The following is a 16,280-nucleotide window of genomic DNA, read 5'->3' on the forward strand; positions in this document are numbered from 1 at the left end:
TGTTATCTTCCTCACTTTTTATTATATTTCGGCTTACGCGTTTTAACTTCCTCATAAAATTGTAAATAATTATCGTATCTTTCTTGCAGTATTTCTCCCGATTCAACACGATTCTTCACTTCACATTTTGGTTCTTTTTGATGCTGACATTCTCTAAATTTACAGAAATCAGATGCCTCTACAAATTCTGGGAATTCTTTAGGTAAATCTTGTAGCTCAATTTCTAAAAATTCAATCGAACTAAATCCTGGAGTATCTGCAACTAAACCACCATGTAATTCTAACAATTCCACATGTCTAGTTGTATGTCGACCACGACCTAAAGCTTCAGATATATCTCCTACCTCTAAATCTAATTCTGGAGCAATTTTATTTAAAAGCGTAGATTTCCCTGCTCCTGATTGACCCATAAAAACCGTTAGTTTATCTTTAAAAAAGTCTGTCAGCTCCGCTTTCTCATCTGAACTAGAAAATAACACTGGGTAACCAATAGACTCATAATAGGTTCTCATACGTAACATCTCTTCTTTAACTGACTCTTCTGCTAAGTCTAATTTCGTAATATAAATTAATGGTTGAATATTTTTAGATTCTAAAGTCACTAAAAAACGATCTAATAAATTATACGAAAAATTCGGTTTGACACAACTTGTCACAACAACACCTAAATCAATGTTAGCTACTTGAGGACGAATCAATTCATTTTTTCTATCCAAGACTTCTAATAAATAACCGTCTGTTAAATTACTGCTTTCAAAGACCACCCAATCTCCTACAAGAGGTGTGATGTTTCTATTTCGAAAATTCCCTCGACCTCTTGTTTGATAGGTTTCTCCTTCATGTTCCACATAATAAAATCCACTTAACGCTTTTCTAATTTGCCCTTGTGGCATAGTGACCCTCCTTGATACTACTCCGATATTAGTTATATTGTAACACAAAAAAGAAAAGGCTAAGGTATCAACCTCAGCCTTAAAACATATTTATTTAACTAGTACTTTCTATTTTTTCTTCAGTATCTATCGTTCCATCAGTAGAGTCACTTGATTCTTCCTTACTTTCTGAGGAACTAGATGAAGATGATGAACTACTATAAGATTCTTCTGAAGAGCTACTTGAAGGAATAGTAGATGGATCTTTCCCAGCTGAAAAGATTACTGTCACACTACTTCCTTTTTTGACTTCTTCGCCACCACCAGGGAATGTATAAATGACTTGTCCCTGAGGAACCGATTCACTGTACTCAGAGCCTTCATTAAGTATCAAACCGACGCTATTTAGATAATTTTCAACGCGTGTTTTAGAATAACCATACATATTCTCTAAAGCAAATGTTTCAGCTCCCTTACTAACATAAAGTGTTACCTTCGTTTCTGAAGGGACTACATCTCTATCCGCTTTTGGTGTTTGTTTAAGTACTTTTTTCTCACCATACTTGTCAGAATTTTCTTCTTTAACTTCGATGTTTTCTTCTTTAAAACCACGACTAATCAAGTCTTCAGTGGCATCAACAACATCTTGTCCTTCATAGTCAGGCATTTTTATTCCTTTTTGACCCGAACTGATATAAACCGTAATATCACCACTATTTTTTTTCACTGATGTACCAATTGGTGGCTGAGTTTTTACTACCAACCCTTCCTCAATCTTTTCATCAGCAATATCTTCAACAGCACCTACAGTAATGCCTCTTTCTTTCAGCATTTTTAATGCTTCTGTTTTCGTTTTTCCTGTAATATCAGGAATACTAACATCACCTGTATCTTTTTGGCCAATAAAATATAAACCTCCAGATACAAGTAGAGCAATAGCTAATAAAGCAAAGAATATTTTCATTCCTCGTTTTGATTTCTTTTTAACATCTTCTAATTCAGAATCATCTTCATCATCAACTAAAGCTACTTTCCCAGTATTTTCAACTTCTGGTACATAAATATCATCTATCGGTTGCATTAAAATCGTTTCATCTAACATTGCAGAAGGAACAAATAAGGCTTCGTTAGCTCTATCAGGACTTAGTGATGTTCTAATATCTGCATACATTTCATTAACAGTTTTATAACGATCCGCTATTTCTTTAGCAGTCGCTTTTAATACCACGTTTTCCAATGCTTGAGGAATATTAGGATGTTTTTCTCTAACAGAAGGCATCTCATTTTGGAAATGTTTTAAAGCAATTGATACTGCTGATTCTCCTTCAAATGGCACGCCACCTGTTAATAATTCATAAAGAATGATTCCTAGAGCATAAATATCTGATTGTCTAGTAGCCATACCACCTCTAGCTTGCTCTGGAGACAGGTAATGAACCGAACCTAATAAAGTATTAGTTTGCGTTAAAGAGGTTTCTGATAACGCAATAGCAATACCAAAATCAGTAATTTTAACCGTTCCATCTTCATCTACCAATACATTTTGAGGTTTAAGATCTCTATGAATAATTTGATGTTCGTGAGCAAGTGAAATCGCTGAAAGTATTTGACCCATAATATCAACAACTGTTGGTAATGGAATATCTGGTTGTTCCTTAATGTAGCGTTTCAAGTCAGTTCCTCTAACGTATTCCATAATAATATATTGCATATCTCGTTCTTCACCAACATCATAAACACTTACAATATTAGGATGGACCATCTCAGTAGCTGCTAAGGCTTCTCGTTGAAAACGACGAATGGCGTCTTGATCATTTTGAAAGTCAAATCGCAAAACCTTAACGGCCACTTCACGATTTAAAATCAAATCCTTCGCTAAATAAACATTTGCCATACCTCCACTACCAATATTGCCAATTACTTCATAACGTTGACCAATTTTTGTGCCAATACTAATCATCTAGTTCCACCTCCTCTTCTACCTTTATTAATAGAACAGTAATATTATCACTACCGCCTGCTTCATTAGCTTCTTCAATTAACTGATTGACTTTTTCTGAAAGAGGTTTCCCTTGCAAGATAATTCTTCTTATTTCTCGGTCTGATAGCATGTTACTTAAACCGTCTGAACATAATAAAACATAATCTTTATTTTGGACAGAAACAACTGAAATATCAACATCTACTTCTCCTGGAACGCCCACTGAACGAAGTAATACATTTTTCCTCGGATGTCTTTGTGCCATTGAAGAAGTTATTTCTCCAGTTTTAACTAATTCATTGACTAAGGAATGATCACTTGTTAACTGCTTGATAGCTTGGTCTCTAATAATATAACCTCGACTATCCCCAACATGAGCCACTAACATAGTATTTTTTAACATAACTACAGCCACAACTGTTGTTCCCATACCAAATTTCTCTGGATTAGCGTTACCTTCTTCATAAATTTCTTTGTTCTCTTTTTGAATAGCTGATACAAGCCATCTTGCTACTTCTTCTTGAGTTTCTAATGCTGTTTGTTCCCATGAAGTTCCCAATCCTGTAACAGCTAATTTACTAGCTGTGTCTCCTGCTTGGTGTCCTCCCATACCATCCGCAACAATCCCAATAACAATACCTACTTTATTCGTATAAACTCCTACTGTATCTTGATTACTTCTTCTTTTGCGTCCGACATTTGTCTGGAATTCAATCTGCATGTTGTCACTCCCTTTTTAATCCATTACGCTTTTCTTTGTAAAGCGCAGATGAAAAAGCCGTCTGTTTGGTAATGATGTGGATAAATTTGTAACATCTTATCCTCATAACTCAGGTCTAAGTTCTCTGCACCTACTAATTCAATTTTCTCAAAGTTTGGATGTTTTTCTAAAAATTTAGTGATTACTTCTTGGTTTTCCTCAGAAGTAATTGTACACGTACTATAAGTAATTATACCCCACTCTTTAACTTTTGTAACAACACTTTCCAAAATTTCAAGTTGGATGGCTTGTAATTCTAGAAAATCTTGGCTACTTTTACTGTATTTAATATCTGGTTTTCTTCGTAATAAACCAAGTCCTGAACAAGGAGCATCAACTAATACACGGTCAAATGTGTCATTTTCAAATGTTCTTTCCACTTCACGGGCATCTAATAACTTTGTTTTAACAACTGATGAAACACCTAAGCGTTCAGCATTTTCTTCAATTAATTTAATTTTATGATCATAGATATCTAAAGCTACTACTTCTCCACCTGCTGATTCATCTAAATAAGTAGCAATATGGACTGTTTTCCCACCAGGAGCTGCACAAGCATCTAACACTTTATGGTGAGGTTCTACTAGCATACTTGGAGCTACTAACATCGAGCTTTCATCTTGTATCGTTAAAACACCTTCTTTAAATAGGCTACTTCCTGCTAAAAAACCTTTATCCGCAACAACACCAAAAGGAGAGACAATACTTGCTCTAGCATCAATTCCTTCTGAAATTAGTACATCAACAGCTTCTTCTCTAGACATTTTTCTAGTGTCTACTCTAGCACTTACACGACTAGGTTCTAATAAAGAATAACCTAATTCTTCTGTGGCCTCATAACCAATATCTTCAATTAACTTTTTAGTTAACCATTTCGGTAAACTAATTTCAGTAGATAAACGTTTTAGTTTATTTTTAATTTCCTCTGTTGGTCTAGGACCTTGACGTTGGACACTGCGTAATACACCGTTGACAAAACGAGCAATTCCATCATTGCCTTTAGCTTTTGCAATATTTACAGCCTCACTAATAACACTATAAACAGGTACTTTATCTAAGTATTCCATTTGATACATTGATAATAATAACAGCTCTCTTACCCACACTTCTATTTTAGAGGTATCTTCAACAAAGTCAGTTAACCCGTATTCTAATGTCATACGACGACTAATTGTACCGTAAACAATCTCTGTCATTAAACGACCATCTTTATCAGATAGACGATGATTCGTCATATATGTTTTTAATAATAAATTAGAGTAAGCTCCTTCTTCAGCAACTTGAGTTAGTAGTTCTAAAGCCGCCAATCTAGGTGATTCATATACTTTTCTAGGTAATTTACGATTTTTATTCAAAAGTTTGCCCTACTTCCATACTTCTTCCCACACCGTTCAGATACTCAACTGCTTTTAGTTGACCTTTTCCAGCTGGTTGTAATTCATTAATTTGTAGCACTGTTCCCTCACCACTTGCAACCCAGAAGTTCTTTTTATTAATTTTAATAATAGTTCCTGGCGCTTCAGTCGTTTCTTCTTCTAATAAAGGAGTGACATCCCATAATTTAACACGTGTTTCTTGATAAGTTGTAAAAGCAACCGGCCAAGGACGCATACCTCTTACTTGGCAATCTATTAAAGTGGCACTTTTTTCCCAAAAGACTTGCTCTTCTTCTCTAGAAATATTAGGTGAATAAGTCACTTCAGCTTCATTTTGAGGAATTTCTTCAATCTTACCTTCTAAAAAGCTTGGTAACATAGTTAGTAGCATCTCTTTACCTAATAAGCTTAATTTGTCGAACATACTTCCTACATCATCTGTTTTTGAAATAGGTAAACTCTCTTGAGCTAACATATCTCCTGCATCCATTTTTTTGACCATTCGCATGATAGTAACACCAGTTTTTTCATCACCATTAATAATAGAATAATGAACAGGCGCACCTCCACGATATTTAGGTAATAAAGACGCATGAACGTTAATAGCACCCAATTTTGGCGCCTCTAACAAAGCTTCTGGTAAGAACTGACCGAAAGCAGCTGTTACAATTAAATCGGCTTCTAAACTCATAAGCTCAGCCATTTCTTCTGAACCGCTAATTTTTTCAGGTTGTAACACTTTAATCCCATGCTCTAAAGCAGCTTCCTTTACAGGAGGTGGCGTTAACACTTTTTTACGTCCCACTGGGCGGTCAGGTTGTGTCACTACTCGTAATACTTCATAACCTTCTTCTACTAAACCATTTAAAATTGGAACTGAAAAAGCTGGTGTTCCCATAAATATTATTTTAGTCATAACCATTCTCCTCCATAAAAGTAGCTAAATTTTCTGGAGCAATTTTTTCAATCATTTTATCTGTAAAGACTTTGCCATCTAGATGCTCCATCTCATGTTGGAAGGCTCTGGCTAAATAACCTGTTGCATCAACTTCCATTTCATAACCATCACGGTCAACGTAACGAATCGTTACTTCTTCATATCTTTCTACTGTTCCGTAGACATCTGGAAAACTTAGACAGCCTTCTACATCAATTGATTTACCTGAGTGTTTAATTAATTCAGGATTAATCATCTCAAATAATCCAGATTCTTCATCTAACTCAACTACAAAAACACGTTTTAATACACCTAATTGATTAGCCGCTAAACCTATAGCGTCTTCACGTTTAATGATTTCATACATTTCATCTAATAAAATAATTAACTCATCATCTATTTCTGTTACTTTTTTAGTCGCTTGTTGTAATGCAAAATGAGGGTACTTCACTATTTCTCTCATTATTATCCTTCTTTCTATATAAAGTGCTGAGGTTCTTGGTCGATACTAATTCTTAAACCATTACGCATTTCTTTTTGAGAATCTTCTAAGATACTCTTCAACGCTTCCGGTAAGTTCGGTTCATTTTTATATTTAATCACTGTTTGATAGTAATATCTTTTATTAATTCGTGCAACTGATTTTGGCGTTGGACCTAACATAATAGCATTAGGTGATAAATATTGTTTCATAAAGTGAACTATTTCATGCATTTTTTTAGCAGCTTGATGTTCTTCTTCATGGCTCACCACTAATTGTGTTGTAAAATAATAAGGCGGGTAACTTCCTCTATGTCGTAATTTCATTTCATGTTGATAAAAACCTTCAAAATTTTGTTCCTTGGCCAGTTGAATGGCATAATGATTTGGATTAAAACTCTGAATCAACACTTCACCTTTTTTATCACCACGACCTGCTCGTCCACTTACTTGTGTTAATAATTGAAATGTTTTTTCACTTGAACGAAAATCAGGAAGATTCAACGCAGTATCAGCATTTAAAACACCTACTAAGGTCACATTTGGAAAATCAAGACCTTTTGCAATCATTTGAGTTCCTAACAAAATATCTGCTTCGCCACTACCAAACTGAGTCAGTAATTTTTCATGACTTCCTTTTCGCCTAGTGGTGTCCACATCCATTCGAATCACACGCGCTTCAGGTAAAATAGTTTGTAGCTCTTCCTCAACTTTTTGAGTTCCTGTTCCGTAATATCTAATCTTATCACTATCACAAACAGAACAACGATACGGTATTCGCTCTTCATGACCACAATAATGACACTTCATTTGTTTAGTATCCATGTGTAATGTTAGTGAAATATCACAATTTGGACAAGGTAGAACAAAGCCACAATCCCGACACATGACAAAAGAAGAATAACCTCGACGATTTAACATTAAAACAGATTGCTCTTTTTTTACTAATCTCTCTTGTAATTTTTCTAATAGGAGAGGTGAAAAATTTTGACTCGTTGAATACTTCATGGATTCTCTCATATCAATAATTTGAACATCAGGTAAACTCGCCTTTGCCACAGCTCTTTCTTTCAAAGTTAGCAGCTTATACACATTTTTTTGCGCTCTTGCTCTTGCTTCTAAAGAAGGTGTTGCACTTCCTAATAATACAGGACAATTATGATAGTTTCCTCGCCAAATAGCTAAATCTTTAGCATGGTATCTTGGAGACTCGTCTTGTTTATAACTACCTTCATGCTCTTCATCAATCACAATTAACCCAATATTATCTAAGGGAGCAAAAATAGCAGATCTTGCTCCAACAACTACTCGAGCTTCTTTACGTTCTATTTTTCGCCATTCATCATATTTTTCACCTTGAGACAACCCACTATGAAGCACTGCTACATCATTTCCAAAACGTTTTTTAAATCTAGTTACTGTTTGAGGCGTTAAAGAAATTTCTGGTACTAACATGATAGCCGTTTGATTTTTATCTAAGGCATGAGCAATGGCTTGTAGGTACACTTCTGTCTTCCCGCTACCTGTTACACCTTCTAAAAGAAATACCTTTGATTCTTCCGCATCCATAGAATCCGTAAGTGCCTGTAAAGCTTCATTTTGCTCTCCGTTTAGATCTAAAGCAGAATCTTGTTTAAAAGATCTCAACGCATAAGGGTCTCGGTAGACTTCTCTTTCTTCAATCACTAACCAACCACTTTTAGCAGCATCATTAATAGCGCTTCTAGCAATATCAAAATTCTCTATTAGTTCCGAAATAGCAAACTCTTCTTCCCCAATCTCGAGTAAGAAATCTACTAAACGTAATTTTTGTGTCGCATTTTTTCGTATACTCTCTTTTTCGATTAGTAAAGACTCATTAATCATGTTCTTTTTGATAACTCGTTTTGTTTTCACTTTATTCTTAGTCATGACTTCATAACGAATATCGACTTTCCCTTCAGCTCTTAGACGGAGTAGTTCTGGAAAATGAGGAGATTCTTTAGCTTCCTCCCAATCGATTTCACCTAATCCTAAAAATAAATCGTCTTTAATAACAAGAGGTAAGTCATCACTAACTTGGGTCACTAATTTTTTATAGGAAGAACGCATCACACTAGGTAACATAGTTTGGAGACAAGTTATTTTAAATGAATAAGTTGTCTCTTTCATCTCATCAGCTAATTCAAGTAATTCTTCATTTAATACTGGATGAAGATCCAGTACATTGATTATTGGTTTTAATGGTTGAGTTGTTGTTTCTTCTTTTAACCCCACAATAAACCCTTGTATATGTCGATTACCATTTCCAAAAGGAACTTCTACACGCATTCCAACTGCAACAACTTCTTTTAATTCTTCAGGAATAAGGTAGCTGAAAGGTTGATCCGTTTGCATAGTTGGTACATCCACAATAATATCTGCAATAAATGCCATCTCTTTCATCCTTTCTCATCTGCTTAATTGTACTAAAAAAAAGAGGTCTTGTCTGTTACTACTTTTTACTGACACAAAAGCTCTCAATAAAAAACTGAAACATAAGCTTGAGACTTATGTTTCAGTTTTATTATTTATAACCTAATGTTAAACACAAACTAGCATCTTCTTTCATAAATAGCTTTTCACCTTGATAAAAAGTATCTGAGGAAACATGGACAAAACCCGTTGTTTGCATCTTTTCTTTTAATTCTTGTTTGTCAAAACCATTATGAACTCTAGAGTCAGTAATCTTTTCATTTTTATCAAAATCAACAATGATTAATTTCCCTTTTGGATTCAAATGTTTATACAATTGTTTTAAGACAAAATCTGTATCTGGAATATGTAGCAATACTAAGGAAACTAAAATAATGTCTACTTTAAAAGTTAAATCTTCTTTTATTAAATCACGACATAAAGCACTTGCGTTTTTTATTTGATTGGTTTGGATTTTGTTCGCTGTGATTGCAGTCATTTCTTTTGAGCTATCAACTAAATATAGTTCATCCACATAACTAGCTAAATCAAGGCTCACTAAGCCGGTGCCACTCCCATAATCTAAGAATGTTTTATCTTGTGACTCTTCTAACTCTGCTTCAACTTCTTTTTGAATAATACTCGCCAAAAAGATTTGTTTGTCTGAATCATAGCGTTTTGCTAATTCATCAAATAGCTCATTAGCCAATACATTCGCCTACTCTCTTTTTTTAAATGAATCATCAGTATATCAGAAGTTTAAACTATAGACTAAAATAAACCTTTAACTATTAACGGATTAACTCCTTTACAACATTATTTAATAGCGTAACTTCTGAAACAATTTCTTTTTATTCTTGAAAAAAAAGATTGCGATATAAGTTTTCAACTCATACCACAATCTTTTTTTATTACATCTTACGGTCCATTTGAACGCGTGCTTCTAATTCTTGGTGTTCACGACGTTTTAATGCTTTTTTTTCTTCTTCTTGACGACGAGCTAACTCACGTTTTAATTCTGGATTTGGGTCGATTACCACATCTCCATTAGCAATTTCTTCTAATCCACGTCCAACATTTTTTACAGAGACAAACTTGTTCTCTTCAATCATTGGTTGAGCTCCTAAGTCTAACTCATGAGCACGTTTACTAGATAAAATAACTAGTGAATATTTTGAATCTACTTGTTCTAATAATTTATCAATTGATGGATGTAACATAATTAAAACTCCTTTAACATTTTCTCGTAGCGTTCGATTACACGATCAACTCGGTAATGCTCGCTTTCGATTATTTTTTTGATACGATCTACTGCTAGTTCTACTTTATCATTAACTACAGCATAATCATAATGACGCATCATTTCAACTTCTTCACGAGCCACTTTCATTCGTTCGTCAATAACTGACATATCATCTGTTCCACGATTAACGATACGTGATTTTAATTCATCAAAATCAGGTGGTGTTAAGAAAATGAATACACCATCAGGAACTTTCTCTTTAACTTTCATTGCTCCCTGAACTTCTATTTCCAAAAAGACATCCTTGCCTTCATCTAATGTTTGATTGACATAGTCTAAGGGTGTACCGTAGTAATTTCCTACGTACTCTGCATGTTCCAGCATTTTATCCGCTTGAATCAATGCTTCAAATTCCTCTCTTGAACGAAAGAAGTAATCAACTCCTTCTTGCTCTCCTTCTCTCATTTTTCGAGTTGTCATTGAAATCGAATATTCAAACTCATTGCCTTCACTCTCAAATATTGCTTTACGCACTGTCCCCTTACCAACGCCTGATGGACCTGACAATACGATTAGTAACCCTCGTTCTGACATGGTGTCTTCCTTTCCATACTTTTTTAGTTTTATCTATTATAATGCACTCTAGAAAGAAATTTTGCAAGGACTCTTTGATTAAAATATTAAGAAATATTCTCTTTTATTCAACATTTTGGACCTGTTCTCTAATTTTTTCGATAATTGTTTTTAAGAGAACAACTTGTTCTTTAATACTAATACTTGCTGATTTAGAACCAATCGTATTAACTTCCCGGTTCATCTCTTGAATTAAAAAGTCCATTTCCTTCCCAACTCCATCTTCTTTAGCTAAAAGAGTTACCATTTTAGCTAAATGGATACCTAATCTATCTAATTCTTCATGGATATCACCACGTTCAATTAACAAAGCAACTTCTGTTAGTATTCTCGTTTCGTCTACTGCTTCTCCAACTAAGTCCATCACTTTTTTCTCTAACTTCTCATGATGCTCTTTTTCAAACACTTCTGATTGAAGAGAGATCTGTTGTACCGCAGATTCGATGTCTCCTATATAAGTAACAAATAACTCTTTAATTTTTGAACCTTCTTCTAATCGACTCTCATTTAAATTGATAACAGCTTCTTCAAAAGTCGTTAGTAAATCTTTTTCAAGCTCACTATCAGTCATTTCACTTTCACTTACTTCAAATAAAGAAGGATGATTAACAGCACCAGTTAAAATATCACTTGGTGAAAAAGAGAATTCCGAATAACGACTATCTTTAGCGTCATTTAATTCTTTGACAAGTTGGTCTAACAAGCCCCACTTAATATCTATTTGTTGATAAGCATCTGCTTCTTTTTTTACTGTCACAAAACATTCAACACGACCACGAGTTAAATAGGTTTTGACACAATTTTTCAACTTCATTTCCAGAGCATTAAAATCTCTTGGCATTCTAATAACCGTATCTAAGAAACGATGATTCACTGATTTTATTTCAACCACAATCTGATAATTATCTCTTAAACAAGTACTTTTACCATATCCAGTCATACTTTTCATTTCTTCACCTACATTTGTTTTAGTGTATTTCTTAAAATATCAAACTCTTCATTTGATAAGGTAATTCCCTTACCCATTTTTTCATGTCCTGGAGCCCAATCTCTTAAATCGAATTTAGGTGGACGTCCATTCCAACTAACCAGATTCAACTCTTTTGTCCATCCTTTTGGGTTCTCTGATAAAACTGCTATTTCTTCTACAATTTCATATGAAAATTCTTGTGCCATTTTATTTATTCCTCTCTTCTAAAAATATTAAAAACAATGCTTCTAAACCAGTCATCCAAGAAATTTCCATCATTCCCCAGAAAACTTCTTTGTGTTTATTGCCCTCAGTTTTAAAATACGCATAATAATAATTTAACAATTGTTTAGTTGAAAGAGGGGACTTTTGTTGTAAATATAAAGAGAACCACTCACTGACAGACTTAAGCATATTATCAGAAAATGCCCCTACTTCTTTATTATGCCATTTATTTATTACTAATTCAGAAAAACTCTCTAAGGTATAGCTTTCTGTTGGTGCGATTCCTAGTTCTTTTCCTAATGATTCTAATAGCGATAAGCTAATAGTTTCTGGTCTTTGACTATTCTTTATCAACCATTCCCATATTTTTAATGACGTCTTTTTATTATACCACTCAGTAAAAATTTGTTCTTTTTGCAAAAAGACAAAAAACTCTTTACTTAAAGAAACACAGTCTTCTTTAAAAGCTGTTTTAAAAAAAGTATACTCGACTCCCTTTAGGTGACCAAAAACTTTCATAGTTTCTAAATACCCAAGCTCCATATTCCATGTCGCTCTATTCCCATCAAATAAAAGCATACTTCCTAATTTCCATGGACTTTTCAATTTAGTTTCAACAATAGTTTGAGGTAACTTATAGGATTTTGATAAGCCTGGCCCACTTACATCAACTACTATTAATTCTGTTGCCCCCTGCTCAACCAGTACATCTTTAGGTACATTATTTCGGTAACCACCATCGATATAGTAATTTCCATCAATAAAACAAGGAGCCATAGCAGGATAAAAAGAAGAAGATGCAAGCAGCCATAAAGGAAGATTATCAACAGTCATCTCTTTTAAAGAAACTATCTTTTCTTCCATTTTCGGGGTTGTTGTGACAACAAGATAAAAATCAGTTTTTTTCTCAAAAATAATATCAGGAATCATTAATCTATTAATTAAATCTAACAAAGGTTTAGTATCGACACCACCACTCTGGATAGCTCGCAATGTTAAGTTTTGCCAATTTTGAATCAATTGATTAATAGAATATCCTTCTTCCATACCTGGAACATCTAATATTTTATTAGTAGTAATCGTTCGCCACATTTCTTCTGCTACTTCAATATCTCCTTGTAGTAACAAAGCTCCATTTAAGGCACCTACAGACGTTCCACTTATTAACTGATACTCTATTGATAATTCTTCTAAAGCTCGCCACACCCCAATTTGATAAGCTCCTTTAGCACCTCCACCACCTAGAACTAATCCTGTATGGTAATCAACACGTCTAACATAACCTAAATCAGAGATATAACGATATTTTTCAGCCCTCAGTTTTTTATCTACCACATCAAATTTTTTATTGGTTACTAAAACAATCTGAGTCATTCTAAATTTTTTAGCTAACTGAAGTAATATCTCACTTCCCTTTAACTCTAAATTATTTGGTTTTAAATCTATAAATTGTTTTACTTGAAGTTGATTATCTTCTATTGAAACATGTAATAAATATTTTTCTTTATCTTTATTAGACCATGTACAAAAATAATCATTATCCTTTAAAAGGATAATATCTTTCCCTATTGCTTCAATTGCTTCCTTCACATTAACTTTAAAAGGTAAAATTTGAACAGCCCTTTCAAAGGAAAGTTGTATAAAATCAGATGGATATAATTCCTTAAACATGTCATTCACATCCTTTTTTTGTAAAATCCAAGTAATAACTACCACTTTTTTAATTAATCATTTGACTATGCCTATAGCCATTCGTATAATAAGATAGTAAAGATTAAAGGGGAGGCAAAAACATGGTTAGTAGCAGCCGATCAATTAAACCAGAGCCAGAAAACAGCGTCAAGAAATTTACGCGATTTATTTCTCAATCATCTCAACGGTTTTTATCTTCTTTCATTGACTCTGATTCTGAGAAAGAAAAACAAGCTAATCATATTTTTCAACAAATCAATCAAGCTATAGCACAAAAAAGTATTGTGGTTATTCAATATAGGGATGATCTTCAAGTTAAAGCTACAAGTCGTTTTGAAACTTTGGTTGGACGCATTTATCAACATGCAAACAATCCTGAAGCTATTGTCATAAAGCTTCAAAAAAATAACCAAGTTCGAATGATTTCAGCAAAAAACATCAAAAAAATATCGATTGTTAATAATCGAAGTAATCATCATAAACCAACTATTTAAGTAATGAAGTTCTTTGAATTTCATTACTTTTTTATTTACTCTTCTAAAATGATTTGCGCAATCCCTGTGTCATCTGTATGTGAAATCGAAACATGAACATTCCCATTAAATGGTGATTGTGTAATCACAGGGCGTCCATTTTCCTCATTTAATATCTCAATATCAAGTAATCTTACTTTTCCAATTCCAGTTCCATAAGCTTTTGAAAAAGCTTCCTTGCAAGCAAATCGACCACCTAAATATTCTACTTTTCGTTTTTCTCCCAATGATTCAAACACTTTTTTTTCGTTATCTGTTAACACACGATCAATAAATTTAGGATTATTTTTTATAATATCTTTTATTCTTCTTAAATCAACAATATCAATTCCGATTCCAATAATCATTTTTTTCTCCTTTTTATGTCTTATTCGTATTATAAAATGAATAAATAAAAAAAGCCAATACGAATCGTATTGGCTTTTAACTTATTATTTTGCGTTGTTACGGATAACGAATCCACGTGATTTATCTTTACCACCATTATCATTACCGCGTTTACGGTTTTCACCTGGTTTGTTGTTATCACGATTTTTTTTGTTGTAGTTATCTTTTTTAGAGAAGTTACCTTCACGATTTCCTCCGCGATTGCCTTCACGGTTTCCACCACGATTGCCTTCACGATTACCGCCACGGTTTCCTCCGCGATTACCACCACGGTTTCCTCCGCGACCTCCGCCACGGTTTCCACCACCACGTTTACCACCACGACTAGGTAATGGACGTTCTGGTGTAATGTTTACAGGAACTTCTGACGCATCATCTTTAGCGATTTGCTTAATTAATAAGGCTGCTAAATCTTCTGCTGAATAAGTTTCTAATAATTCATTTGCTGCATCTTTATAAGAATCTAAGCCATTTTCAGCCATTGATTCTTTAATTGTTGTAATAGCTGACCCAATTTGTCCTTCAATTGCTTCTTTTTTAGAAGGTGGACGAAGTGGTGTCATTTTTTTCTTAGTTAAATCTTCAATAACGTTTAAGTAACTCATTTCGTTTGGTGTTACAAAAGTTACTGACATACCTTCTTTACCAGCACGCCCTGTACGACCAATACGGTGAACATAACTTTCTGGATCTTGAGGGATATCGTAGTTATACACGTGAGAAACTCCTGAAATATCTAATCCACGAGCAGCTACGTCTGTTGCTACTAAAATATCAATTTCGTCATTTTTGAAAGCTTTTAAGATACTCATACGTTTATGTTGAGGTAAATCACCATGAATACCTTCTGCTTTATAACCACGCATCTCTAATCCACGAGCTAATTCATCAACACGACGTTTTGTACGACCAAATACAATTGTTAGTTCTGGATTTTGTACATCGAATAAACGAGTCATAATATCGAACTTTTCAAATTCTTTACAACGTACAAAGTATTGATCAATTAAATTAGCTGTCATTTCTTGAGCTTTAATTTTAACGTGTTCTGGTTCTTTCATGAACTTAACACCAATACGTTTAATACTATCTGGCATAGTTGCTGAGAATAATAATGTTTGTCTTGTTTCTGGTACTTTAGAGATAATTGATTCAATATCTTCTAAGAATCCCATGTTTAACATTTCATCTGCTTCATCTAAAACTAAGGTTTCAACTTTATCTAATTTTAATGTTTTACGGTTGATATGATCTAACATTCTACCAGGTGTTCCTACAACAATATGTGGATTATTTTTTAATGATTTGATCTGACGACCAATATCGGCTCCACCATAAACAGCTTGTACTTTAATTCTTTTTTCTTTACCCAAACGGTAAAGTTCTTCTTGTGTTTGAATAGCTAATTCTCTTGTTGGAGCAATAACTAATCCTTGGATTGCCGATTTCGTTGTGTCAATTTTGTCTAACATTGGTAAACCAAAAGCAGCTGTTTTACCAGTACCTGTTTGAGCTTGACCAATAACGTCTTTACCTTCTAATGCCAAAGGAATTGTTTCACTTTGTATAGGGGTTGCTTCCTCAAATCCAATTGCTTCAATTGCCTTTAATAATTTTTCGTCTAATTTTAATTCACTAAATTTCAAATGATATCCTCCTAATAACTCTGCCTCAGTATCAACTCTCTCTCATCATTTGCCATTTATGAAAAAAAATTGAAAACGAGCATTCGTGTAATACTATCATATTATAAATAAA

At 33.8% G+C, this 16,280-nt stretch carries 16 protein-coding genes; 1 reads left to right on the forward strand and 15 read right to left on the reverse strand.

The features are described 5' to 3' along the window. Positions 1-11 precede the first annotated feature (11 nt). From rsgA to ACODH8_RS11135, 13 genes are all read right to left on the reverse strand, one after another. On the reverse strand, positions 12-893 hold the full coding sequence (gene rsgA, locus ACODH8_RS11075; RefSeq protein WP_332466518.1) for a ribosome small subunit-dependent GTPase A: 882 nt from the start codon (positions 891-893) through the stop codon (positions 12-14). 94 nt (positions 894-987) lie between these two features. Then, a complete protein-coding gene (pknB, locus tag ACODH8_RS11080; protein ID WP_332466517.1) occupies positions 988-2,832 on the reverse strand; it encodes a Stk1 family PASTA domain-containing Ser/Thr kinase in 1,845 nt (614 codons plus the stop codon). Next, on the reverse strand, positions 2,825-3,574 hold the full coding sequence (locus ACODH8_RS11085; RefSeq protein WP_332466516.1) for a Stp1/IreP family PP2C-type Ser/Thr phosphatase: 750 nt from the start codon (positions 3,572-3,574) through the stop codon (positions 2,825-2,827). The genes pknB and ACODH8_RS11085 overlap by 8 nt, the downstream gene beginning before the upstream one ends. A gap of 23 nt (positions 3,575-3,597) precedes the next feature. Then, positions 3,598-4,968, reverse strand: a complete 1,371-nt coding sequence (gene rsmB / locus ACODH8_RS11090; protein ID WP_332466515.1) for a 16S rRNA (cytosine(967)-C(5))-methyltransferase RsmB — start codon at positions 4,966-4,968, stop codon at positions 3,598-3,600. Next, the gene (fmt, locus tag ACODH8_RS11095) at positions 4,961-5,905 is read right to left on the reverse strand and encodes a methionyl-tRNA formyltransferase (RefSeq protein WP_332466514.1); all 945 of its coding nucleotides are present in this window, start codon (positions 5,903-5,905) and stop codon (positions 4,961-4,963) included. The genes rsmB and fmt overlap by 8 nt, the downstream gene beginning before the upstream one ends. Next, on the reverse strand, positions 5,898-6,389 hold the full coding sequence (gene def / locus ACODH8_RS11100) for a peptide deformylase (protein ID WP_332466513.1): 492 nt from the start codon (positions 6,387-6,389) through the stop codon (positions 5,898-5,900). The genes fmt and def overlap by 8 nt, the downstream gene beginning before the upstream one ends. Positions 6,390-6,403: 14 nt before the next feature. Next, the gene (priA, locus tag ACODH8_RS11105; protein ID WP_332466512.1) at positions 6,404-8,821 is read right to left on the reverse strand and encodes a primosomal protein N'; all 2,418 of its coding nucleotides are present in this window, start codon (positions 8,819-8,821) and stop codon (positions 6,404-6,406) included. Positions 8,822-8,951: 130 nt separating this feature from the next. Continuing rightward, entirely contained in the window at positions 8,952-9,548 is a 597-nt protein-coding gene (locus tag ACODH8_RS11110) for a class I SAM-dependent methyltransferase (RefSeq protein ID WP_332466511.1), read from the reverse strand. A gap of 202 nt (positions 9,549-9,750) precedes the next feature. Further along, positions 9,751-10,062 carry a DNA-directed RNA polymerase subunit omega gene (gene rpoZ / locus ACODH8_RS11115; protein WP_332466542.1) on the reverse strand — a complete coding sequence of 104 codons (312 nt, stop codon included), beginning with the start codon at positions 10,060-10,062 and terminating at the stop codon, positions 9,751-9,753. Next, positions 10,062-10,676 carry a guanylate kinase gene (gene gmk / locus ACODH8_RS11120; protein ID WP_332466510.1) on the reverse strand — a complete coding sequence of 205 codons (615 nt, stop codon included), beginning with the start codon at positions 10,674-10,676 and terminating at the stop codon, positions 10,062-10,064. The genes rpoZ and gmk overlap by 1 nt, the downstream gene beginning before the upstream one ends. 103 nt (positions 10,677-10,779) lie before the next feature. Next, complete coding sequence (locus ACODH8_RS11125; RefSeq protein ID WP_332466509.1) at positions 10,780-11,664, reverse strand: YicC/YloC family endoribonuclease; 885 nt, start codon at positions 11,662-11,664, stop codon at positions 10,780-10,782. 8 nt (positions 11,665-11,672) lie between these two features. Next, on the reverse strand, positions 11,673-11,891 hold the full coding sequence (locus ACODH8_RS11130) for a YdbC family protein (protein ID WP_086340958.1): 219 nt from the start codon (positions 11,889-11,891) through the stop codon (positions 11,673-11,675). Position 11,892: 1 nt separating this feature from the next. After that, entirely contained in the window at positions 11,893-13,581 is a 1,689-nt protein-coding gene (locus ACODH8_RS11135) for a patatin-like phospholipase family protein (RefSeq protein ID WP_332466508.1), read from the reverse strand. A 122-nt stretch (positions 13,582-13,703) separates the two neighbouring features. On the opposite strand from ACODH8_RS11135, the gene ACODH8_RS11140 reads away from it, so the two are divergent. After that, on the forward strand, positions 13,704-14,096 hold the full coding sequence (locus ACODH8_RS11140) for a hypothetical protein (RefSeq protein ID WP_332466507.1): 393 nt from the start codon (positions 13,704-13,706) through the stop codon (positions 14,094-14,096). A gap of 35 nt (positions 14,097-14,131) precedes the next feature. Here the strand turns inward: ACODH8_RS11140 and acpS are convergent, their stop codons facing one another. Continuing rightward, positions 14,132-14,482 (reverse strand): holo-ACP synthase, encoded by a 351-nt coding sequence (gene acpS, locus ACODH8_RS11145; RefSeq protein WP_420517734.1) that lies wholly within the window; start codon positions 14,480-14,482, stop codon positions 14,132-14,134. An 84-nt stretch (positions 14,483-14,566) separates the two neighbouring features. Next, positions 14,567-16,168 (reverse strand): DEAD/DEAH box helicase, encoded by a 1,602-nt coding sequence (locus ACODH8_RS11150; protein WP_420504259.1) that lies wholly within the window; start codon positions 16,166-16,168, stop codon positions 14,567-14,569. Positions 16,169-16,280: the final 112 nt, after the last annotated feature.

Source organism: Vagococcus fluvialis (assembly GCF_048815235.1).
In the GTDB taxonomy this organism is placed as follows: domain Bacteria; phylum Bacillota; class Bacilli; order Lactobacillales; family Vagococcaceae; genus Vagococcus.